Below are 23,718 nucleotides of genomic sequence, written 5' to 3' on the forward strand. Positions count from 1 at the left end.
ACTGTTTTATACAGTTTTTTTATTTTTAATACTCCTTAAAATTTTAAGTTAATACTAAAAGTTACCGATTTTATATTCGGATAATTTCCATAATCAAAACCTTGATTTACGTTACTACCTTGGTTTCCTTGACTTTGGTAACTGGCTTCTGGATCAGTACCAGGATAATCTGTAATTGTTAATAAATTTTGTCCACTTAAAGACAAACGCACTTTATCCATTCCTAATTTTTCAGAAATATCTGAAGGTAAATTGTAGCCTAATGCTAAATTTTTAAGACGCACATAGCTACCATCATACACAAATCTTGAAGTTATTCTTTTACCCCTAACTTTAGCCGATGGTACATTTGTATTTGTATTCGTTGGTGTCCAAGCATTTAAAGCTTCTGTTGTAGCATTTGCACCTCCTGAAGCTAATTCTAACGCTGTGTAACTAAAAATATCTCCTCCTATTGCTGCTTGAAAAAATACTGATAAATCAAATTCTTTATATTTAAACGTATTGTTTAACCCAGCCGTCCAATCTTGATTAGGATCTCCAATTATTTTTCTATCTGCAGTTGTTATTTTACCATCATCATTAAGGTCTGCAAATAATTCTTCTCCGGCTTCATTTGTAAAACTAGCTGTTCCTGTAGGTAATGTTCCTCCTTGATTTACACCTAAATATTCATATCCATAAAATAAACCAACGGCTTCACCTTCTCTTAATATATGTGTTTCATCTTGTAAAAAATGTCCTGGTGCTGAATCTAAAAATATATCATCGCCATTTATTAATTTAACAACTTTATTTCTATTTCTTGCCCAGTTAAAATCTGTAGTCCAAGAAAAGTCATCGGTTGAAACATTTCTAGTTGTTAAAGTAATTTCAAACCCTTTGTTATTAATTTCTCCAATATTTTTTAGGGTAGTTAAATTTAAAAATCCAACATATTCCGGTACTGAAGTATCTCCCAAAATAACATCTTTAGTATCAATATTATAATAATCTAATGATAAAGAAATTCTATTATTTAGTAACCCTAAATCAACACCAAAATTTGTTTGATAAGAAGATTCCCATTTTAAATCTGGGTTAGAAAGTTGATATGGTACAATTGCATTTACCGTTTTATCTCCAACAACTGCGTAAATATTTTCATAGCTTGCTAAAGATTGATATGGCTCTATTGAAGGATTTCCTGTCACACCATAACTAGCTCTTAATTTTAGGTTTGAAATTGTTGTATTATCTTTTAAAAAATCTTCACTTGATAATTTCCAACCTAATGCTCCAGAAGGGAAAAATGCGTATTTTTCATTTTTAGCAAAATTTGATGAACCATCACGTCTTGCAGTAAATGTAACTAAATATTTATCATCATAATCATAATTTAATCTTCCAAACTGCGAAACGATTTCGGTTTCAGTTAAAGATGATGTTGGAATAAGCGGTGTTGATCCACCTCCTAGATTGTAAAAAGAAACACTGTTACTAATAAAACCTTGAGCTCCTGCAGTAGATCTTTCTCCTGTTGATTTTTGATAAGAGTAACCTGCCAATAAGGTTAAATTTCCTTTACCCAACTCTTTTTTATACGTTAAATAATTTTCACTTAATATATCTGTTTCTTTAGTGTTTGCTATAGCTGCAATTCCACCTTGTCCACCAGCTGTTGTAACTAATGAAGAAGGTTTAAATGTACCTCTTGTTCTATTTAAAGTACTAAAGCCAAATGTTGTTTTAAAAGACAATCCTTCTATTAATTCATAATCTGCATAAAAATTAGCTCTGTAATTATCAGTTTTTGTTTGATCAATACTTTCAGATGCAATAGCATAAGGATTATCAACATCATCACCTACAGAATTAGAAGTATTTTCACCTTCTGCATTTAAAATCCCTAAATCTGGTGCAAATCTATAGGCTATAGAAATAACATCACCACTTCCTCTTCCTCCAGTACTTGCTTGAGTTGATACTCCATCTTTAATTCCACGACTACCAAAAGAATTGAAACCTAATTTTAATTTATCAGTTACTTGCGCATCAACATTACTTAAAAAAGAGAAACGTTCATAACCGGAGTTAATTACCACACCTTTTTGATCAAAATATGTTCCAGACACATAAAAATTAACATTATCCGAACCACCTGAAAATGATAATTGGTGGTTTGCTGTATTTCCATTTGTATAAATAAGATCTTGCCAATCTGTATTTGCTGGACCTTGTATATAACCAGGATTAATTTTTGTTTGGTAAGCGGCAAATTGATCAGCATTTAGTAAATCTAACTGCTTTGAAATTGTTTGACTTGCAAATGAGCTATTTATTTCAACAGTTAATTTTCCTTTTTTTCCTTTTTTAGTGGTTACTAAAATTACTCCGTTTGCTCCTCTTGAACCATAAATTGCAGTTGCAGATGCATCTTTCAACACTTCAATAGATTCAATGTCTGAAGCCTGTGGCAAACTTGCTCCAACAAAACCGTCAACAACAACTAAAGCTGCACTACTAGCTCCAATAGAAGTATTCCCTCTAATTTTAACTGAAATTGGTGCGCCAGGTTCAGCACCATTGTTTGATTGCACAACAACTCCGGCAGCTCTACCTTGTAAACCTTGTTCAGCACTTAAAACAGGAAAAGCGTTTAACTCATCAGATTTTACTGAAGATACAGAACCTGTTATATCACTTTTTTTAGCAGAACCATAACCAACTACAACTACTTCATCTAAATTACTAACATCTGCACTTAATACAACGTTTATAGTTTGATTTGTACCCACAGTTACTTCTTTTGTGACATACCCAATATATTTAAATACTAATACAGCATTATTATCTGGTACATTAATTGTAAAAGCCCCATCCATATCGGTGGAAACTCCCATAGTTGTTCCTTTTATAATAATGTTAACACCTGGCAATCCTAGTGGATCATCATTGGATGTAACTTTTCCAGAAATGCTTTTTTGTTGAGCATTTACACTGACTCCTACAAGAAAAAAGAGTCCCAGTAAAAAATAATTTACTGACTTAATTTTTTTTAATACTTGCATACACATAATTTAATTTGGTTAAAATTTAACTAAAACTGATAATTAATAAACTCAGAGTAATAACTAGTATTACTAGAATAAATTGAATGGTTCGAATTTTAGTTTTATTGAGTTTCATAATGGTACAAATTTAACTAGCCCAAAGGATCTAAACGTTCAAAATAGGGTATACAAAAATTCAAAATTGCTATTATAAACCCTTAAAATATGGCGTTTTAGATTTATTCTAAAATTTGATTGGTAAATTTATTGGTATATTGTGTTGGTGTTAATCCGTATTTTTTTTGGAAGCATTTGCTAAAATATTTTGGGTTTTTAAAACCCACTTTAAAGCATACTTGTGAAACATTAATTTTATTTTGTTCTAATAATTGAGCTGCTCTTTTTAATCTAAATTCTTGAATAAATTCATTTGGAGTAAAATTTGTCCAAGCTTTAACTTTTGTAAAGAGCAAAGTGCGACTCACTCCTAATTCTTCACAAAATAAAGGAATATCAAATAATTCATTTGATATATTGTCTTCCACTATTTTAAAAGCCTTTTTAAGCAATTCTTCATCTAATGATGACACGGTAATTTCACTAGGTGTTAGAGTATCTTGACTAGAAAACTTGGTTTTTAACCGTTGGGTAGAATCGAGTAAATTTTTAATTCTTAATTTAAATTCTTTTAAGTTAAATGGTTTACTTATATAATCATCTGCTCCGCTTTCTAAACCTTCAACTTTATAAATTAATGAAGTTCTTGAGGTTAATAATATTACTGGAATATGACTTGTTTTTAAATTTTCTTTTATAGTTGCACACAGTTCAGTACCAACCATTTCTGGCATTATAACATCACTTATTATTAAATCTGGTACAAATTTTAAAGCTTTTTTCATGGCAATTTTACCATTTTCAGCTTCTAAAATGTTATATTCTTTTTTTAACAAGTTTTTCATAAAAGATCTTAAAGGCTTGTTATCTTCTACTAATAAAATTGTAAATTTTTCCTGATTAATTTCAAAATCTGAAACATCTCCATCAATTACTATTTCAGGAACACTTAACTGTGATGCATACTGCGTGACATCATCACTAATTTTAAAATTGCTTAAAATTTCATTTTCAGAAAGATGCTCTTTACCTAAAGGAAGTGTTACTTTAAAAATTACACCTTTAGTTTTTTTGTTTTTTACATTTATAGCTCCTTTATGTAGTTTTACAATGTTTTTGGCAATAGATAACCCAATTCCAGTTCCTTTATTATAACTTTTTTGAGGATGGTTATGAATTGCTATTTCAAAAAAACGATCGAAAATTTTATCAATATATTCATCTGCAATTCCTACACCTGTATCTTCAACTTCAATACAAATTTCATTTTTATGTTTAAAAACATTAAAATTAATGATTCCTCCTTCTGGGGTATACCTAAAAGCATTTGAAATTAAGTTATAAAAAACGCGTTCTAATTTATACCTATCATAATAAACCAATATTTCATCATCTGTAGAATTAAAAGTATAAGTGTAGCCACTGTCTTTAGCAAACTCGCTAAACGATAAAAATATTTCGTGTAAAAATTTTACAATATTACCTTCTGCAGCTTCTAATTTATATTGATTATTTTCAAGCTTGCGAAAATCCATTAATCTATTAATTAATTGTAGTAAATGATTTGCGCTACCTTCAATTACCAATAACTTTTTATACATACTATTGCTTCCGTTGTAATTTGAAAGTATTTGTTGCAACGGACCTAAAATTAAGGTTAATGGTGTTCTAAACTCGTGCGAAATATTTGTAAAAAATTGTAATTTTGAATTGTTAATTTCTTCACTTCTTTTTGTTTCAATATGTTCTAATTCTAATTCATGTTTTAATTTTGCCTTAGATTTCATTATCCACGCCAAACCATATAAACTTAATAGAATTAATAAAGTATATAGCGCAAATGCCCAACCACTTTTCCAAGGGGCTGGTTTTACAACTATTTTTAAAGTTGTTGGTATGCTATTCCAAATCCCATCATTATTAGCTCCTTTAACTTCAAAAATATAAGTTCCTGCATTTTGAATTGTATAATTTGCTTCGGTATTTGTGGTTGTAACCCATTCATTTTGTAGCCCAACCAATCTATAAGCGTATTGGTTGTTATTTGAATTTACAAAATTGGGAATGGAGAAATTAATTGAAAAATTAGCTTTATCGTAACTTAATATTAGTGATTTGGTATAATTAATTGTTTTATTTAAGATGCTTTGACTATCGCTTACATTAATTAATTCATTTTTAACAAAAAAGTTTGTTAATAGCACTTGAGGTGAATAGGTATTTACGGCAATTTTTTTTGCATCAAAAAATGAAAATCCAGCCGGACCACCAAAGTAAAATCGATCATTTGCTGCTTTTAATGAAGCATTGTCATTAAACTCGTTACTTGCCAAACCATCTTTTTGATCGTAAATTATAGTTTTTTTAGTACTAGGATTATACTTAATAATTCCTTGGTTAGAGCTTAGCCAAAAATTATTTTCTGAATCTTCTTCAATTGCATGAATGGATATAATATTGGAATTTATATCATTAATATTTACTTTATCAAATGATTTTCCATTAAATAAAAATAATCCTTTTGCTTTTGTGCCTACCCAAATTTTCGCTTTACTATCTTCAAAAACAGAAAGAATATCATCTCCCGAAACAACTTCTTTATCAAAAAAGAAATGTGTTAAATTGTACTTGTTTTTGTTTAGTTTTGAATCTTTCAGTAAATTAAGTCCACTTTGGGTTCCTACCCAAATATTATTATTCTTATCAATTAAAATAGTTCTTACTCTTTTGTTTGACAGCGTATTATTAGCATTATTTTGAATTCCAACTTCTTCAAATAGCTTACTTTTAGTATCATATTTAATTAAACCTTTACCAAAAGTACCTAGCCACAAATAGTTATTTTCACCTTTTTTTATTGAATACACACCTGCTTGCTTCAATAATTCTTGTAATGTTTTTGAAATGCGATGGTTTTCAAATTTTTGTGTTTTAATATTATAAACTGAAATTCCACCTGTAAAAGTGCCAATCCATAACAATTCATTATTAGTAAGGCATAATGATTTTACGTTATCACTTGTTAACCCTGTTGCATTATCTGTGTTTATGTAACTAGCATTATTATTTTTGGTATTTATAATGGTAATTCCACCTCCTTCTGTACCAAAATATATATTTTCACCTTCTTTTTCTATTGAACTAATTACATCAAATCCCAACGCCATTTCGCCAGAATCTTCATTGATATTAGAAAAATTCACATTTGATATGTCCCAAAAATTAACACCTTTATAATAGGTACCAATCCAAACAGATCCTTTTTTATCCGTAAATATTGATTTAACTTTTACAAGATCTAATGATTCATGATGTTTACTAGTAACTGTTTGCACAGTCCCACTATTATCAATTGTACAAACACCACTGTATGTTCCTACCCATAAAGTTCCATTTTTATCAATTGTTAAAGACCGAATATCAACATCCTTAATTTTTGTTAAATACGATGTAAACTTATTTAAAGTAGTATTATAATATAATAAACCATTTGATTTAGTGCCAACCCATAAATTACCTTTTACATCTTCAACAATATCTTGCACAAAAAAAGATTCCGTAGTATTATTTAACGCTATTTGCTGAAAATTGAATTTATCGTTTTTTCTATCTATTAATTTACAAATACCTTTTGCAGTACCTATGAAAATATTTCCATTTTTTAAGTGTAAAATACTTAAAACATAATTATCTGTTAAACTATTTTCTACTGAACTTGAACTTAATACATTTAAAACTTTGTTTTTATCTTTATTTATAATAGACAAGCCATTAGAGGTTCCAACCCAAATTTCATTTTCAATTTCCTTTACACACCAAATTGTATTATTATTTATGGTGTGTTTATTATTTGCGTGAAAATATTGTTTAAATGTATTACTTATCGGGTTAAAACAATTTAATCCGTTATATGTACCAACCCAAATATTTCCTTTAGCATCTTCTTCAATAGATAAAATATCATTATTACTTATTGATAAAGAATCATTTGGATTGTTTCTAAAAACTGTAAAGTTTGTTCCATCATATTTATTTAATCCATCTCTAGTTCCAAACCACATTTGACCCAATGTATCTTGATGAATTGCTATAACAGAACTTTGTGAAAGACCATTAAATGTGGAAAAGTTTTTTAATCGAATTTTAGAAGTTTGACAAAAACCATCAATAAAAATAATTAACAATGCAACAATTAAAATATATTTTCTATTCATTAAAGGGTTATTCAATTTTTATAAAATAAATGAATTTTTGATAAACAGTTAAATTTAATGCTTTTATTGAATTCATATAAATATATTACTTTTTAATTCTATTTTTTAATTGGTAATTATACAATGAAGGCTCTAAATTTATTGGTAAATTTATAAATTCTTGATAGGAGTTTGGCTCATATCTTACAACAAAAGAGTGATTTCCATGCACTCCAATAATTCTTGAAAAAGGGCCATCTTTCATCCCATTTAATTCTATAGGAACTTTTAAATCTAATTTACTAAAAAGTTGCACATTTAAATTCCAAAAAGTACTATATGATCCGTGACTTGGTTTCCAATATCCTGCACCTCCTCCTGCAAACAAAGGATAGGTCTTATTTTCAAGTGGTGAAAGATGTACCGTAATATTATCAAATAAATTTTGATGATTTGCCCCAGAATGTTGATCTAAAACTGGATTTACAAACACTTCACATTGTTGATATACATTTTTAGTTGAAAATGTATTAAAACTTAAAGGATGTATAGCTTTATTATAAACTCTTAAATTTTTTACTAACACATTATGTACGCCAGCCATTGCAACGGTATAATGTGCCAAATTTGAGCCTTGTGTAACTATATTTTGAATGGTAACATTTGCAATTTCTTCTGTTAAAATTCCACTTTCTGCATTCTCTATTACAATATCATTTACCCAACTATTAAAAAGTCGCGTTAAAAAAATACCGTTGTAGCCTTGCTCTACGTGATGTGCGACATATGGAGTACTTGGAAAAGTAATTTTAAAATGTTCTATACCAACTTCTTTTAAATGTTTCCATTCAACTAATTGTGCTTTGTAACTTGGTTTTATTGAAATTGTTAATGGCGATTTAATGGTTACTTTATTCTTGTTTATTGCAGTTATTTCTACTTGTTGACGAACTATTGGTAAGGTTGGAAAAGCCCAATGATGTGAACCAACTTTTACATTGGTGTTTTTATATAAATCTGTAATAATTGCTCCTTGTTCACCTTCTGTATTAAACAACTCGAGTTGAACAACATCACCTACATTTAATCCGTCTGTTTCAGAAACTTCTATAATATGTTCACCTCTTTTACCTTCAACAACTTTTGCTAAAACAACTTGAGGAGTATCATATTTCCCTAAATAGGATTTTACGCGTTCACCTGGTACCTGAGTCCAAATAAACCCACCAGACCAAGCGTATTGCGAAAAAGGTAAATCAATATTATTTTCTTTTTCTATTTGGCGCTTATCAAACTCTACTAAATATTCACGAAGTTCATTTAACGATGCTGGGTTTTTAAAATACATCATTGGCCTTGGGCAAAAAATCTCTGTTCCTCCTTCTCCAGTTCCAGCTCCACGTAACACAAAATTACTTCGTTCTAAATATAAAACAGTACTTAAAATTAATTTACCTGCAGGCAACTGTAACACACCATTTCCTTGCACTTTATTTGCTGCCTCAATTGCTTTCAGCAAGCTTTTTGAATCATCTAGACCATCATTTGGGATCACTCCAAAATCGGTTGCTAAAATTATATTTTCTGATATTTTTGGAATTTGCTTTTCTCCAAATTGATATCCAGCAAAACTAAAATCAGGTAAATAATTTTCAGTTGCAATTTTTTTATTGTTGATAATTTCAGGCAAATTTTGTGAAAATAGTTTTGTCTCATAATTAATAATAACAAAAAAAAGAATCCAATATTTAAGAATTATTTGCAAGTTAAAATTGATTGTGTTTTTAGTTTGTACCGTCATAATTTAAACTTTAAGTACTATTTAATTTAGAATTTTAATTCATTTTAAAATTAGATACTTTATAGGTTCTAATTATCCTAAATTAGGTATAAAATTGTTCAACATAATTTTAATAGGAAAATAAAACTCTAACACTATTAAACTAATAATGGATTCGACTTCAGTTATTATTGCAAATGAATTTAGGAGATAAAATACTATGGTTTGTGGTTTTTAATTTCCGACAACACAGAAGACAATATTGTTCAAATGTTAAGAAAAATACAGATTTACAATAATTTTTCAATTAACTGATAAAAGTCATAGAATAACTTAAAAAATACAGATATTTTTACATCATAATTCAATTACTTAATCAGTTTAAGTAATGTTTTTGATTTTTTTAGTTAGTAGTAAAAAAAAAGAGAATTCGCCCGAATTCTCTTTTTTTTATTTATAACCGTTTTATTTTTAAACTATTACAACTGAATTTTCTTCAGATCCAACCCCACTATGAACATATTTATCAGCTTCCCAATCGTTTTCCCACTGCTTACTATCTAATAAATATTTAAATTGATATTCTTTTTCAGTTTCTAAATCAATAGTAACTTTAAATGTTCCGTTTTTAAACTTTTTTAACTCAATTGCATCTTCAGATTTCCAATCGTTAAAATCTCCTAACAATTCTACTTTATTTGCCCCTTTTGCCTCTTCTTCTGAAATTAAAAAAGTTACCTTACAAACTGGCTTACTTTTTAAAAATTGCTTCTTTAAACTCATAACTAAATTTTGTTAATATTATTAGCGACAAAATTGAATTAAAAAAACATAAAATTCCACAACATGTTTTTCTTATTTATATTTAATATTAACTTCGAAAACGTTTTAGACGCTTTATTAATGTTAAATTAACATATATTAAATTTTAATTACCTAAAAATCAATAACTAAGAAATTCAATACTATCTTTAATTTTATATTATTTACATATTTCACTCACAATTAACACTTTAAAAAATGAAATATTCAATTTTTTAATATGATTCTATTTAAATATTCAATAACTTTATGAAAATAAACCAAAACAAACTAATTATGGATAGTGATTTTAAAGTGTGCGTAAACGAAACTTTAGAGTATAAATTCAATAGTTCAAATCCTAATAAATTAGATGTAATTAAACTCTCTAACTCAGAATTTCACGTTTTAAAAAACAAAAAATCTTACAATATTCTCATAGAAAAAAATAACTTCTATTTGAAAGAATATACTATTTCTGTTAACTCCAATAGCTATCAAATAAAAATTTCTGACAAACTTGATATGCTTATAAAAGAAATGGGATTTCACAATGGCTTATCAAAAAAAATAAACAACATAAAAGCACCAATGCCTGGCATTATATTAAATGTTTTAGTTAAAGAAAACCAACCAGTAAAAGAAGGTGAAACCATTTTAATTTTAGAAGCTATGAAAATGGAAAATGCAATAACTTCACCTAAAGATGCAATTATAAAAAGCATTTCAATTTCTGCAAATCAAACTGTTGAAAAAGGACAACTTTTGTTAGAGTTTGCCTAAATTCATTTTTAATTATAACTTCATAAAATTCATTCATTATGAAAAAAATATTAATTGCAAACAGAGGAGAAATAGCAATTAGAGTTATGAAAACTGCAAAAAAAATGGGAATTAAAACTGTTGCCGTTTATTCTGAAGCAGATAGAAATGCTCCTCACGTTAGGTTTGCAGACGAAGCTGTCTATATTGGAAAAGCTCCATCAAATAAATCGTATTTAGTTGGTGAGCGCATTATAAAAGAAGCCAAGAAATTACAAGTTGATGCCATTCATCCTGGTTATGGTTTTTTAAGTGAAAATGCAAATTTTGCCGAACAAGTAGAAAAAAACAACCTCATTTTTATAGGTCCAGAATCCGAATCAATTAAAATTATGGGAAGCAAATTAGCAGCTAAAGAAGCCGTTAAATCTTATAATATACCAATGGTTCCGGGAATAGACAAGGCTGTAACTAACCCAAAAGAAGCTATTGAAATAGCAAAAAAAATAGGCTTTCCAATTTTAATAAAAGCATCAGCAGGTGGCGGAGGTAAAGGCATGCGTATTGTAGAAAAAGAAGCCGATTTAGAAACACAAATGAAACGAGCTATTAGCGAAGCAATTTCAGCTTTTGGAGATGGCTCCGTATTTGTTGAAAAATATATCACTTCTCCACGTCATATTGAAATCCAAATTTTAGCTGATAACTACGGCAATACGCTTCATTTTTTCGAGAGAGAATGTAGCATACAACGTCGTCATCAAAAAGTTATTGAAGAAGCTCCTTCATCTATTTTAACTCCTAAAATACGTCAAAAAATGGGAGATGCAGCTATAAAAGTTGCGAAGGCTTGTAATTATATTGGAGCTGGAACTGTTGAATTTTTAATGGATGCTAATTTAAACTTTTACTTTCTTGAAATGAATACCAGATTACAAGTAGAGCATCCTGTAACCGAATTAATTACAGGCGTAGATTTGGTAGAACTTCAAATTAAAATTGCAAGAGGAGAAAAATTAACTATAAAACAAGAAGACTTAAAAATAAATGGTCACGCACTTGAGTTGCGCGTTTATGCAGAAGATTCTATGAACAATTTTTTACCAAGTGTAGGTACGTTAAATACTTATCAATTACCTGTTGGAGAAGGAATTAGAGTAGATAATGGTTTTGAAGCTGGAATGGAAATTCCTATCTATTATGATCCAATGATATCAAAATTAATAACTTACGGAAAAACCAGAGAAGAAGCCATTGAACGTATGATTGGCGCTATTGACAATTATAAAATTGTTGGAGTCAAAACAACATTGCCTTTCGGAAAATTTGTTTGTCAACACGAAGCTTTTAAATCTGGAAATTTTAATACACATTTTGTTAAAAAATATTATTCAGCAGCTAAACTTCAAAAAGAAATTGAAGATGAAGCTAAAATTGCTGCTGAAATGGCCTTAAAAATATATCTTGAAGAGCAAAAAATCTTAAAAATTCCTTTAACCTAATTTAAAATACCATACTATGGAATCTAAAATTGAAAAATTAAATAGTAGAATTGCTTTAGCATATTTAGGTGGTGGAGAAGCTAGAATAGAAAAACAACACGCCAAAAAAAAATTAACAGCTAGAGAACGCATCCATTATTTATTAGATGAAAATTCTTTTGAAGAAATGGGTGTTTTAGTAACACATAGATGTACCGATTTTGGCATGGAAGATCATTTAATTTTTGGAGATGGAGTTGTTACAGGTTACGGAACAATTAATGGAAGATTGGTATATGTTTTTGCACAAGATTTTACTGTTTTTGGTGGAGCTCTATCGGAATCTCATGCCGAAAAAATTTGTAAAATTATGGATCAGGCAGTTAAAGTTGGCGCTCCAATAATTGGTTTAAATGACTCTGGAGGTGCAAGAATTCAAGAAGGTGTACGCTCTTTAGGTGGTTATGCCGATATTTTTTTTAGAAACGTTCAAGCATCAGGGGTAATTCCACAACTTTCCGCAATTATGGGACCTTGCGCTGGTGGAGCTGTTTATTCACCAGCTATGACAGATTTCACCATAATGGTAGAAGAAACAAGTTATATGTTTGTAACAGGTCCAAACGTAGTTAAAACCGTTACAAATGAAGAAGTTACATCAGAAGAATTAGGAGGTGCTAGTACACACTCAACAAAATCTGGAGTAGCTCATTTAACATCCTCAAATGATATTGAATGTTTAAATGATATTAAAAAACTACTCAGCTACATCCCACAAAACAATAGAGAAACAACAAAAAAAATACCTTTTGAAATTAAAGATGAGTTACGCGAAGAACTAGAAAATTTAGTTCCTGAAAATACCAACAAGCCATATGATATGCACCATGTAATTCACGGAATTATTGATGAAAATTCTTTCTTTGAAATTCAAAAAGATTATGCTGAAAACATTATTGTCGGTTTTGCAAGATTAGCAGGAAGAAGTATTGGAATAGTAGCAAATCAGCCAATGCAATTGGCAGGTTGTTTAGATGCAAATAGCTCTATAAAAGGCGCTAGATTTACACGCTTTTGCGATTGTTTTAATATTCCATTATTAGTATTAGTAGATGTTCCCGGATTTTTACCTGGCACAGATCAAGAATGGAATGGTATTATTAAAAATGGCGCAAAATTATTATATGCTTTAAGTGAAGCAACAGTGCCAAGAATTACTGTTATAACCAGAAAAGCCTATGGCGGAGCTTACGATGTTATGAATTCTAAACATATTGGTGCTGATATGAATTTTGCTTGGCCAACTGCTGAAATTGCCGTTATGGGGGCAAAAGGTGCTGCTGAAATTATATTTAAAAAGGAAATAAAAGAAGCTGAAAACCCTGAACAAAAATTGAAAGAAAAAGAAGCAGAATATGCTTTTAAATTTGCCGACCCATACAGAGCTGCACGACGTGGTTTTATTGATGAAGTTATTTATCCAAAAAACACAAGAAGAAAATTAATAAAAGCATTTCAAATGCTTGAGGGAAAAGAAATTGTTAGGCCCAATAGAAAACATGGAAATATTCCATTATAAAATGCTTTAAAATAAAAAAAACCTCAAAATTAATTTTGAGATTTTTTTGTAAGTATTCTTTAATTTTATCGTCTAATATTTAAAGGGTTACATCTTTTTCATTTTTAATTTATGATGTTCTTTTGGTTAGGTAACTCTTTTAGAAAAGTCAACATTTGCATGTTGACTTTTTTTATATAATTTCTGCAGATAAACCTTTTGTTAAAAGTTGAATACAACGTGGTTTTAAATCTTTATATTCACCAGTTTTAACGGTACATTTACCTTTATAATGAACCAAGATTGCGCATTGTTCTGCTTGCTCTAATGTGTGATCACAAATTTCTATTAATGAATCTATCACATGGTCAAATGTATTAACATCATCATTAAACAATACAATTTCATTTTGAATTGTTTCTTTTTCTAAAACATCAACCTCTTCCTGTATTTTTCTTTGTGTACTCATTTTGCTAAGCTAAAAATTATTTTTGATACTTCAAAGCGACCCAATTATTTCGCTCAATAATTTTATCTATTTTAAATTGATATTTTGATACTTCTGCATCAATAATTGTAATATCTTCTTGGTAAAAACCACTTAATAATAACGTGCCATTATCATTTATACAGTTCATATATACCTGCATATCATTCAATAAAATATTTCTATTGATGTTAGCAATAATTACATCATATTTTTTGTTAATTAATAACGATGCATCTCCTTCATAAACATCAATATTTGAACAATTATTACGTTCAACATTTTCAATTGAATTTTGATAACACCAATTATCAATATCAATAGCATCAATAGGGTTTGCTCCTTTCATTTCAGCAAAAATGGCTAAAATTCCAGTTCCACAACCCATATCTAACACTTTTTTATTTGTTAAATCAAGGTCTAACAAATGTTGCACCATCATATGAGTTGTTTCGTGGTGACCGGTTCCAAAACTCATTTTTGGCTCAATTACAATATCATATTTTAAATTTGGATTTTCGTGAAATGGTGCTCTAATACTTACCAAATTATCTACTTGAATTGGATTGAAATTTTTCTCCCACTCACTATTCCAATTGGTTTGTTCAATTACTTCCATTTCAAAAGAAATAGAAAATTGATCAGAATTTAAAATAAAAACATCATTTAAAATATTTTCATTCCAATCTGTTTGTTGAATGTAAGCTATTAATCCCTCTTCGTTTTCCACAAAACTTTCGAAACCAATTTCACCCAACTCAGCAACCAAAATTTCGGTTGCTGGTTCTTTTGGGTGTATTTTAAATGTATATGATATATAAATATTATCCATTAAATTGCGTCAATTATCGCTTTAAAATCATCTTTATTAAGTGCAGCTCCACCAATTAATCCACCATCAACATCTGGCTTTCCAAAAATTTCCTGTGCATTGTTTGGTTTTACACTTCCACCATATAAAATTGAAACGTTTTCAGCTACATCATCATTAAATTCATCTGCAATAATTTTTCTAATAAACGCGTGCATTTCTTGTGCTTGTTCTGGCGAAGCAGTTTCACCTGTTCCAATTGCCCAAACTGGCTCATATGCTAAAATTATATTTTTCCAAGATTTTGCTTCTAAATGATATAAAGCATTTTTTAATTGACTTTCTACAACTTTAAAATGATTACCAGATTTTCTATCTTCTAAAACTTCACCAAAACAGAAAATTATTTCCATTTTATTTTCTAAAGCTGCATCCACTTTTTTAGCTAATATTTCATCGGTTTCTCCAAAATATTCTCTTCTTTCTGAATGCCCTAAAATTACAATTTCAACACCAACAGATTTTAACATTTCTGCAGAAACTTCACCAGTAAAAGCTCCGTTTTTTGCAAAATGCATATTTTGTGCAGCAACTTCAACTTTCGTCCCTTTTGCTTTACTAGCAACTTTTTGTAAACTAACAAACGTTGGAGCGACAATTACTCTTGTGTTTTTAAGTTTGTTCTTTTTAACACTTTTTGCTACTTTTTTAACTAACGATTTAGATTCATCTAAATTATTATTCATTTTCCAGTTTCCTGCTACTATTTTTTGTCTCATTTTTACTATTATATTAAATTATAACTACAAAATTAATCAATAATGCAGTCCTTAAAAAACTTCCTTTCAATATACTGCGAATTCGTTTTCGATTTCAACTATTTATTTTAATCTAATCTTAGGATCTAACATTCCGTAAATAATATCTACAAAAATATTAATTAAAATAAACAATGTTGCAATGGTTAAAACACTACCCATAATTATTGGCAAATCTAAAGTATTTAAAGCATTTACAATTTCGCGACCTAAACCATTCCAATTAAAAATATATTCTACAAAAACCGCACCTGCTAGCATAGATGCAAACCATCCAGAAACCGCAGTAACAACCGGATTTAATGCATTTTTTAATGCGTGCGTTTTAATAATTTTGTAGGTTGATAATCCTTTTGCTTTGGCAGTTCTAATATAATCTTGGGTTAAAACTTCTAACAAAGAATTTCTCATTAATTGAATTACAACTGCTAACGGTCTAATCCCTAAAACAACTGCTGGAAGCACTAAATTTTTCCATTGAATGTATATTTTCTCACCAAAATCATCTACTTCAAACAAACTACCAGTCATATTTAAATTCGTGTATTTGTGTAAAACAAAACCAAATAACCAAGCAAATAAAATAGCACTAAAAAATGAAGGAACACTCATTCCTAAAGTACTAATTATTGATATTATTTTATCAAAAAAACTATCTTTAAAAAGGGCTGATAAAATACCAAAAAAGATTCCAACAATTATGGCAATTGTAATGGCCGAAATGGCTAAAATGGCAGTGTTAGGCATTGTTTCTGCTATTACTTCTGATACATTTTTATCATTTTTTTGAAACGACTTTCGCAAATATGGATATTTTAAAACCACTGTTTTTTCTTTAAAAGAAAACAACTCAACAAACGAATATTTATTAGTACTTAAAAACGTATAATTATCACTATTTTTTGAATGCACAGAAATTGGCGATAAATCGTTTAAATAATAGAAATATTGTGTGCTTAATGGCTGATCAAAACCATATTTTTTTCTAATATTTTGAAGTTGCTCTGTATCTTCTCGCTGATCTAACATCATACGCGCAGGATCACCCGGAAGCACATTAAATAAAAAGAAAATAACAGTTATCACTCCTAAAAGTGTTAAAATTCCGTATCCTATTTTATTTGAAATATAGCTAAACAAATTGTTTTATTTGATGAACAAATATAACTTAAAGTATTAAAATTACTACTTTTGCACAACTCTTTATTTGAACTTATGAACAAACAAGAACTCATTTTACAAATTCAACAAAAAAAATCGTTTTTATGTATTGGTTTAGATGTTGATTTAACAAAGATTCCAAAGCATTTATTAACTTGTGAAGATCCAATTTTTGAATTCAACAAACAAATTATTGATGCCACGCATCAATTAGCTGTAGCTTACAAACCAAATACCGCTTTTTATGAAGCTTACGGAATTAAAGGTTGGCAAGCCTTGGGTAAAACCATTGATTACATCAATAAAAATTATCCAGAATTATTTACTATTGCCGATGCGAAACGTGGTGATATTGGAAATACTTCCGCCATGTATGCCAAAGCTTTTTTTGAAGATTTAAATTTTGATGCTGTAACTGTTGCACCATATATGGGCAGCGATTCTGTAGAGCCTTTTTTAGCTTTTAAAAATAAAACAACCATTTTATTGGCTTTAACATCTAATAAAGGTGGCTTAGATTTTCAAGGGTTAAAAACTGATAATCAAGAATTGTACAAAGAGGTTTTAAAAACTGCATTGACTTGGCAAAACCCTAAAAACTTAATGTTTGTAGTGGGTGCAACAAAAGCAGATTATTTTGCTGAAATCAGAAAAATTGTACCAAATCACTTTTTATTAGTTCCTGGAGTTGGTGCACAAGGTGGAAATTTACAAGATGTTTGCAAATTTGGTTTAACTAAAGATTGTGGTTTACTAATAAATTCATCTCGTGGAATTATTTATGCTGGGAACGATGAAAATTTTGCTAAAGCTGCTAAAAATGAAGCTTTTAAACTACAACAAGAAATGGAACAAATTTTAAATGAAAACAATTAAAGATCAAATTGGTAGAGAAATTATTTTAAAAAATACGCCAAAAAGAATTGTATCACTAGTTCCTTCACAAACCGAATTATTATGCGATTTGGCTTTGGAAAATGAATTGGTAGGAATTACAAAATTTTGTGTTCATCCATATCATTTAAAATCTACGAAACAAATTGTTGGAGGTACAAAAAAAGTAGATTATGAAAAAATTAAGGCTTTAAATCCAGATTTTATTTTGTGCAACAAAGAGGAAAACGCTTATGATATGTTGCCAGAATTGGAAAAAATTGCTCCTACATATTTTTCTGATGTAAACAATTTAAATGATTCTATAGATTTAATATTACACTTAGGTTCTATTTTTAACAGACGCACCGAAGCAGATAATTTAGCGCACAAAATAGAATATAAACTAGCAGATTTTAAGCAATTTATAAAAGATAAACCAATTAGAAAAGTGGCCTATTTTATTTGGGCAAAACCTTGGATGGTTGCTGGAAATGATACTTATATAAATGAAATGTTGCAACTAAATAAGTTTGAAAACATTTATGATACAATGAGTCGTTACCCGAAAGTTGAAATTAATAGAATTAGACATGAAGGCGACCCTGATGTAGTAATTTTATCATCGGAACCTTTTCCATTTAAAGATGAACATGCGCTAGAAATTGCATCTTTCACAAACCGATCGATAACTGCTTTTGGAGATGGAGAAATGTTTAGCTGGCCAGGTTCCAGAATACTTTTAGCTTTTGATTATTTTAAGCAATTACATAAAAAACTGGAAAGTCATTTTTAAACAAAAAAACCTTTCAAAATAAATTGAAAGGCTTTTTTTGTTATAATTTTTATAACTATTTTAGTTATCCTGCAAAGCAAAAACTCTTTTTAATAAATCTGATGTTCTACTTGCCACTTTTGTTCTAATATTAAGTTCTTCAACTTCAACCATGGTAAAAACGCCTTTTAGCGCCTCGCCAGTAACATAATCTGTTAAATCTGGATTTACTTTATTAACCAATGGAAGATTGTTATATTTTGTAATTAAATCTGACCAAATTTTATCAGCGCCTACTTTTTGAAAGGAATTGGCAATAATTGGATTAAATTTTTGATATAACGCATCTGATGTAGAATTTTGCAAATATATTGTGGCCGCATTTTTATCACCCATCAAAATATTTTTAGCATCTGTAAAAGACATACCTTTAACAGCGTCAACAAAAATTGGAATCGCTTCACCTACAGCATCTTCAGCAGCTCTGTTCAACACTTTCAGCCCTTCATCTGCTAATTTAGATAGACCAATTTTACGTAGAGTATTATCAACTTTTTGCAATTCTTCTGGCAATAAAATTCTGGTTAATTCATTTTTAAAAAATCCATCTTCTACAGCCAATTTACTAACTTGGTTTGTAATTCCTTTATTTAATGCCTCTTTTAATCCATTGGCAATTTGATCGTTGGTAATCATTCCGCTAGGTAACTGATTAACAACTTGTTGCAACTCTGCACACGCTGAGAATTGAAAGATTGCAATTAATAATACTAGTTTTTTAATCATTTTATTTTTGTTTAAATTGTCCTGTTTTTATATCAAAACCAAACGGGCAATGTTTGCATCCATTTTTACAACAATACCCTCTTTTTAAATGATATTGTTCAGTAAAAACTCTATAACCTTGTTCGTTAAAGTAAAAATCTCCTTCTTCTAAAGGGGTTGTATTCATAAAATTCATACTTGCAAAAATATAAAAAAAAACGCTCTGAGAATTCAGAACGTCTTTTGGTTTCTTTTTCAATTATTTTTCTATTCCTGGAGGATATTTTGTCATTATTTCAGCAACAAACTCCTTAATTCTTTCTTCTTTTTTAGTTACATTACCTGAAGTATTTAAAGCGCCACTTCCAATACCTTGCCAAGCCAATTCTTTTGTTTTTGCATCAATTAAATCAACAAACAATGTGCCTTCTGTATATTTTGATATATGTGTTCCAAAATTAGGACCATAATACCAAGGGTGCCATCCAAAATACATGGAATTATTATTATAAACATCCACTTTTTGTCTTGATTTGGTAAAGATATTTACCAATACATCAGGGTCTTCAGAAATTGTTAATCCTTTTGCTAACAATTCACTTTCAATTGCTTTTAAAATTCTACGTTTATCTAAATCAGAAATTTCTACTTTGTCAATTCCTTTTTTATAAAACGCAAAAGTTTTAAATTTTGAAAAATCGGTGGTAGTATCATAATCAGAAGTAACTCTAACAGAACTACATGAGGCTACTAAAAAAAGCAGGGCAACTGGTAATAATTTGAAGATTTTCATTTGTGTAATTTTTAACTAATTGAACAACTGGTGTAAAATAGATTCATCAACCAAATTAGGTAACGTAACTTTTAAATTCGGTTCAATTTCCATTGCTCTTTTAATAGCAAATGTTGCACCATCATTACGCGCCCAATTTCTTCGAGAAATTCCATTATTTACATCCCAAAAAAGCATACTTTTTAAACGCTTTTCCGCTTCTTTACTTCCATCAAGAACCATACCAAAACCGCCGTTGATTACTTCTCCCCATCCTACTCCGCCTCCGTTATGTATTGAAACCCAAGTTGCTCCTCTAAAACTATCACCAATTACATTTTGTATAGCCATATCTGCTGTAAACTGCGAACCATCGTAAATATTTGAAGTTTCTCTATATGGGGAATCCGTTCCAGAAACATCATGATGATCTCTTCCCAAAACAATTGGAGCTGAAATTTCACCAATTTTTATGGCATTATTAAAAGCTTCAGCTATTTTGGTTCTTCCTTCGGCATCGGCATATAAAATGCGCGCTTGTGAACCCACAACTAATTTATTTTCTTGCGCCCCTTTTATCCATTGAATATTATCAGCCATTTGTTGCTGTATTTCTTCAGGTGAATTTTTCATTATTCCCTCAAGAACATTACAAGCAATAGCATCGGTTTTTTCTAAATCTGTTGGATTGCCACTTGTGCAAACCCAACGGAAAGGTCCAAAACCATAATCAAAACACATTGGTCCCATAATATCTTGCACATAAGAAGGATATTTAAAATTGATGTTATTTTTACCCATAATATCAGCTCCTGCTCTACTTGCTTCTAACAAAAATGCATTTCCATAATCAAAAAAGTACGTTCCTTTTGCTGTGTGTTTATTAATTGCTTTTACCTGTCTTCTTAAACTTTCTTGAACTTTTTCTTTAAACAAATCTGGGTTTGAAGCCATTAATTCATTAGCTTCATCAAAAGAAATTCCTACTGGATAATAACCTCCAGCCCAAGGATTGTGTAAGGATGTTTGATCGGAACCTAAATCTACATACACATTTTCATCAGCAAATTTTTCCCAAACCTCTACAATATTTCCTAAATAGGCTATTGAAACCACTTCTTTATTTGCTTTGGCTTTTTTAACTCTTGCAACTAATTGATTTAAATCTGAAATTTTTTCATCAATCCAACCTTGTGATAAACGGATTTCAGTAATTTTTGGATTTACTTCTGCACAAACTGTAATACAACCTGCTATATTTCCAGCTTTTGGTTGCGCTCCACTCATTCCTCCAAGACCAGATGTTAAAAATAATTTTCCTGATAAATTTTCCTTATTTTTTGCAATTTTCCTACCAGCATTCAATACGGTAATTGTAGTTCCGTGGACAATTCCCTGAGGACCAATATACATATAGCTTCCAGCAGTCATTTGTCCGTATTGTGTAACTCCTAACGCATTATATTTTTCCCAATCATCTGGCTTGCTATAATTAGGAATCATCATTCCGTTAGTTACCACAACTCTTGGCGCATTTTTGTGAGATGGAAACAATCCCATTGGATGACCAGAATACATCACCAAAGTTTGCTCATCTGTCATTTCACTTAAATATTGCATCGTAAGTAAATACTGTGCCCAGTTTTGAAAAACGGCTCCGTTTCCTCCATAGGTAATTAATTCGTGTGGATGTTGCGCAACAGCATAATCCAAATTATTTTGAATCATGTGCATAATTGCCTTTGCTTGTTCACATTTTCCGGGATATTCACTTATTGGCCTTGCATACATTTTATAATCTGGTCGAAAACGATACATATAAATTCTACCAAATTCTTTTAATTCATCAGCAAATTCTTTTGCTAAAATAGCATGATGCTTTTTATCAAAATATCTAAGTGCATTTTTTATAGCTAATTCCTTTTCTGGTGTTGATAGAATATCTTTGCGCTTTGGCGCGTGATTTATAGATGTGTTGTATGGTTTAATTGAAGGTAATTCAGCAGGAATTCCTTGTTGTATAATTTCTTGAAAAGTCATATTGATTGGTTTATTTTTAATTAATTCTACATTGAAAAAATTAAAAAAACTAAGGATAACGGATATCAACTCTAAAATGAGTTAATGCAATGCATTTTTTATATTTAAAGTGAAAAACGTCCAAGATAATTTCTTTTATTTGGTGTTTTACAAATATAGTTCAATTTGGATTGATTTTTGAATAACTTGCAATTAAATGATCGTAATTTTTAAACATATAGTTCCTAAAAAATATTGTGGCTTAAGTATTTATCCTTTTATTTTCTTGAAATATAAAAGCTTAAAAACTGATGAAATATTTATAAATCACGAAAAAATTCACTTAAAACAACAAATTGAGTTGCTTTGGATTTTCTTTTTTATTTGGTATTTTATTGAATATTTTATTCGCCTTTTCCAATATAAAAATCATAACAAGGCTTATAAAAATATAAGCTTCGAAAGAGAAGCTTATATGAATGAAAATAATTTAAAATATTTAAAAAATAGAAAACACTATTCGTTTTTAAAATATCTTAAATAAATACTACCGTTTTGTTTTTATACACCATTACTTTACGTTTTGTGTGTAATTTTATGGCTCTGGAAAGTACAATTTTCTCCAAATCTTTTCCTTTTAAAATAAAATCTTTAATAGTATTTGTATGTGTAACACGTGTAATATCTTGCTCAATAATTGGACCTTCATCTAAATCTTCCGTAACATAATGGCTGGTTGCTCCAATAATTTTAACTCCTCTTTCAAAAGCAGAATGATATGGTTTTGCACCTGGAAACGCTGGTAAAAATGAGTGATGAATATTAATAATATGGTTGGTATAATCTTCAATTAATTTGCTTGAAATAATTTGCATATACCTTGCCAATACAATAAAATCTACTTTATATTCTTGAAGTAATTTTAACTGCAAGTCTTCTGCAACTTTTTTTGTATCTTTTGTAACTTTTATATAATAATATGGTATATTAAAACTATTAGCAATATGCTCTAAATCAGGATGATTACTTATAATTAACGGAATTACAACATCCAATTCATTAGCACTATATCTGCTTAAAATATCATACAAACAATGCTCATATTTAGACACAAATAACGCCATTTTTGGTTTTATATCCGCATCAAATAATTGCCAGTTCATATTAAATTTTTCAGAAAACGATTCAGCAAAATTTTCTTCAAATTTTTCAACAGAAAAAGTAGCTTTTGCAAACTCACATTCCAATCGCATAAAAAACATTAAATTTTCTCTATCCACATGCTGGTCAATATATACAATGTTACCATTTTGTTTTTGAATAAAATTTGTAACAGAGGCAATTATTCCTTGTCTATCATTGCAATTTATAAGTACTATTATTCGTTTCATTTTTACATTTATTAAACTTCAAAATTATGCAAAATAACTTTAGTCTTTAACAACTTTACAAAAGTTAGATATTTGATAATTTTAACGTTATAATTTTAAAAAAATCATAAATTGCACTTTAA

Annotated in this window: 18 protein-coding genes; 5 read left to right on the forward strand and 13 right to left on the reverse strand. The window is 29.3% G+C overall.

What is annotated here, in order from left to right; all coding sequences use genetic code 11:
• Positions 1-35 precede the first annotated feature (35 nt).
• From BM335_RS07470 to BM335_RS07485, 4 genes are all read right to left on the reverse strand, one after another.
• Positions 36-3,050, reverse strand: coding sequence for a SusC/RagA family TonB-linked outer membrane protein (locus BM335_RS07470; RefSeq protein WP_245780636.1), 3,015 nt, complete (start codon positions 3,048-3,050; stop codon positions 36-38).
• A 221-nt stretch (positions 3,051-3,271) separates the two neighbouring features.
• Positions 3,272-7,363, reverse strand: coding sequence for a two-component regulator propeller domain-containing protein (locus BM335_RS07475; RefSeq protein WP_090224978.1), 4,092 nt, complete (start codon positions 7,361-7,363; stop codon positions 3,272-3,274).
• An 85-nt stretch (positions 7,364-7,448) separates the two neighbouring features.
• Positions 7,449-9,032: a hypothetical protein gene (locus tag BM335_RS07480; RefSeq protein ID WP_245780637.1), complete on the reverse strand. Its 1,584-nt coding sequence runs from the start codon at positions 9,030-9,032 to the stop codon at positions 7,449-7,451.
• A 561-nt stretch (positions 9,033-9,593) separates the two neighbouring features.
• A complete protein-coding gene (locus tag BM335_RS07485) occupies positions 9,594-9,905 on the reverse strand; it encodes an isoamylase early set domain-containing protein (protein WP_090224981.1) in 312 nt (103 codons plus the stop codon).
• A gap of 288 nt (positions 9,906-10,193) precedes the next feature.
• On the opposite strand from BM335_RS07485, the gene BM335_RS07490 reads away from it, so the two are divergent.
• From BM335_RS07490 to BM335_RS07500, 3 genes are read left to right on the forward strand one after another with little or no spacing between them, the layout of a single operon-like run.
• Positions 10,194-10,706 (forward strand): acyl-CoA carboxylase biotin carboxyl carrier protein subunit, encoded by a 513-nt coding sequence (locus BM335_RS07490; RefSeq protein WP_245780638.1) that lies wholly within the window; start codon positions 10,194-10,196, stop codon positions 10,704-10,706.
• 38 nt (positions 10,707-10,744) lie between these two features.
• Complete coding sequence (accC, locus tag BM335_RS07495; protein ID WP_090224983.1) at positions 10,745-12,187, forward strand: acetyl-CoA carboxylase biotin carboxylase subunit; 1,443 nt, start codon at positions 10,745-10,747, stop codon at positions 12,185-12,187.
• A 16-nt stretch (positions 12,188-12,203) separates the two neighbouring features.
• The gene (locus BM335_RS07500; RefSeq protein WP_090224985.1) at positions 12,204-13,745 is read left to right on the forward strand and encodes an acyl-CoA carboxylase subunit beta; all 1,542 of its coding nucleotides are present in this window, start codon (positions 12,204-12,206) and stop codon (positions 13,743-13,745) included.
• 172 nt (positions 13,746-13,917) lie between these two features.
• Here BM335_RS07500 and BM335_RS07505 read toward each other — a convergent pair whose 3' ends face one another.
• The 4 genes from BM335_RS07505 to BM335_RS07520 form a co-directional block, all read right to left on the reverse strand.
• Positions 13,918-14,193, reverse strand: coding sequence for an ATP-dependent Clp protease adaptor ClpS (locus tag BM335_RS07505; RefSeq protein WP_090224987.1), 276 nt, complete (start codon positions 14,191-14,193; stop codon positions 13,918-13,920).
• A gap of 16 nt (positions 14,194-14,209) precedes the next feature.
• Positions 14,210-15,043 (reverse strand): 50S ribosomal protein L11 methyltransferase, encoded by an 834-nt coding sequence (prmA, locus tag BM335_RS07510; protein WP_090224989.1) that lies wholly within the window; start codon positions 15,041-15,043, stop codon positions 14,210-14,212.
• Entirely contained in the window at positions 15,043-15,801 is a 759-nt protein-coding gene (tpiA, locus tag BM335_RS07515) for a triose-phosphate isomerase (RefSeq protein WP_090224991.1), read from the reverse strand. The genes prmA and tpiA overlap by 1 nt, the downstream gene beginning before the upstream one ends.
• 102 nt (positions 15,802-15,903) lie before the next feature.
• A complete protein-coding gene (locus BM335_RS07520) occupies positions 15,904-16,980 on the reverse strand; it encodes an ABC transporter permease (protein ID WP_090224994.1) in 1,077 nt (358 codons plus the stop codon).
• A gap of 75 nt (positions 16,981-17,055) precedes the next feature.
• Between BM335_RS07520 and pyrF the strand changes: the two genes are divergently transcribed.
• Both pyrF and BM335_RS07530 read left to right on the forward strand, forming a co-directional pair.
• Entirely contained in the window at positions 17,056-17,877 is an 822-nt protein-coding gene (pyrF, locus tag BM335_RS07525) for an orotidine-5'-phosphate decarboxylase (RefSeq protein WP_090224996.1), read from the forward strand.
• Positions 17,864-18,670 (forward strand): ABC transporter substrate-binding protein, encoded by an 807-nt coding sequence (locus BM335_RS07530; RefSeq protein WP_090224998.1) that lies wholly within the window; start codon positions 17,864-17,866, stop codon positions 18,668-18,670. The genes pyrF and BM335_RS07530 overlap by 14 nt, the downstream gene beginning before the upstream one ends.
• 60 nt (positions 18,671-18,730) lie before the next feature.
• Here the strand turns inward: BM335_RS07530 and BM335_RS07535 are convergent, their stop codons facing one another.
• The 5 genes from BM335_RS07535 to purU all read right to left on the reverse strand — a co-directional run bounded on the left by BM335_RS07535 (position 18,731) and on the right by purU (position 23,596).
• On the reverse strand, positions 18,731-19,435 hold the full coding sequence (locus BM335_RS07535; protein WP_090224999.1) for a DUF4197 domain-containing protein: 705 nt from the start codon (positions 19,433-19,435) through the stop codon (positions 18,731-18,733).
• A 1-nt stretch (position 19,436) separates the two neighbouring features.
• Positions 19,437-19,610: a C1orf53 family protein gene (locus BM335_RS15730; protein ID WP_394332776.1), complete on the reverse strand. Its 174-nt coding sequence runs from the start codon at positions 19,608-19,610 to the stop codon at positions 19,437-19,439.
• Between the two features lie 63 nt (positions 19,611-19,673).
• Positions 19,674-20,207 carry a DUF4136 domain-containing protein gene (locus BM335_RS07540; protein WP_090225001.1) on the reverse strand — a complete coding sequence of 178 codons (534 nt, stop codon included), beginning with the start codon at positions 20,205-20,207 and terminating at the stop codon, positions 19,674-19,676.
• Positions 20,208-20,222: 15 nt separating this feature from the next.
• Positions 20,223-22,226: a urocanate hydratase gene (locus tag BM335_RS07545; protein ID WP_090225003.1), complete on the reverse strand. Its 2,004-nt coding sequence runs from the start codon at positions 22,224-22,226 to the stop codon at positions 20,223-20,225.
• A 515-nt stretch (positions 22,227-22,741) separates the two neighbouring features.
• The gene (purU, locus tag BM335_RS07555; protein WP_090225008.1) at positions 22,742-23,596 is read right to left on the reverse strand and encodes a formyltetrahydrofolate deformylase; all 855 of its coding nucleotides are present in this window, start codon (positions 23,594-23,596) and stop codon (positions 22,742-22,744) included.
• Between the last annotated feature and the right edge of the window lie 122 nt (positions 23,597-23,718).

Origin of the sequence: Lutibacter maritimus, from assembly GCF_900116115.1 — a bacterium.
Classification (GTDB): domain Bacteria; phylum Bacteroidota; class Bacteroidia; order Flavobacteriales; family Flavobacteriaceae; genus Lutibacter; species Lutibacter maritimus.

Bases quoted from the DNA above. Each gene is read 5' to 3' on its own strand.
- BM335_RS07470 (WP_245780636.1), bottom strand. From the start codon at position 3,050: ATGCAAGTATTAAAAAAAATTAAGTCAGTAAATTATTTTTTACTGGGA.
- BM335_RS07475 (WP_090224978.1), bottom strand. From the start codon at position 7,363: ATGAATAGAAAATATATTTTAATTGTTGCATTGTTAATTATTTTTATT.
- BM335_RS07485 (WP_090224981.1), bottom strand. From the start codon at position 9,905: ATGAGTTTAAAGAAGCAATTTTTAAAAAGTAAGCCAGTTTGTAAGGTA.
- BM335_RS07490 (WP_245780638.1), top strand. From the start codon at position 10,194: ATGAAAATAAACCAAAACAAACTAATTATGGATAGTGATTTTAAAGTG.
- accC (WP_090224983.1), top strand. From the start codon at position 10,745: ATGAAAAAAATATTAATTGCAAACAGAGGAGAAATAGCAATTAGAGTT.
- BM335_RS07500 (WP_090224985.1), top strand. From the start codon at position 12,204: ATGGAATCTAAAATTGAAAAATTAAATAGTAGAATTGCTTTAGCATAT.
- BM335_RS07505 (WP_090224987.1), bottom strand. From the start codon at position 14,193: ATGAGTACACAAAGAAAAATACAGGAAGAGGTTGATGTTTTAGAAAAA.
- prmA (WP_090224989.1), bottom strand. From the start codon at position 15,043: ATGGATAATATTTATATATCATATACATTTAAAATACACCCAAAAGAA.
- tpiA (WP_090224991.1), bottom strand. From the start codon at position 15,801: ATGAGACAAAAAATAGTAGCAGGAAACTGGAAAATGAATAATAATTTA.
- pyrF (WP_090224996.1), top strand. From the start codon at position 17,056: ATGAACAAACAAGAACTCATTTTACAAATTCAACAAAAAAAATCGTTT.
- BM335_RS07530 (WP_090224998.1), top strand. From the start codon at position 17,864: ATGAAAACAATTAAAGATCAAATTGGTAGAGAAATTATTTTAAAAAAT.
- BM335_RS07535 (WP_090224999.1), bottom strand. From the start codon at position 19,435: ATGATTAAAAAACTAGTATTATTAATTGCAATCTTTCAATTCTCAGCG.
- BM335_RS15730 (WP_394332776.1), bottom strand. From the start codon at position 19,610: ATGAATTTTATGAATACAACCCCTTTAGAAGAAGGAGATTTTTACTTT.
- BM335_RS07540 (WP_090225001.1), bottom strand. From the start codon at position 20,207: ATGAAAATCTTCAAATTATTACCAGTTGCCCTGCTTTTTTTAGTAGCC.
- BM335_RS07545 (WP_090225003.1), bottom strand. From the start codon at position 22,226: ATGACTTTTCAAGAAATTATACAACAAGGAATTCCTGCTGAATTACCT.
- purU (WP_090225008.1), bottom strand. From the start codon at position 23,596: ATGAAACGAATAATAGTACTTATAAATTGCAATGATAGACAAGGAATA.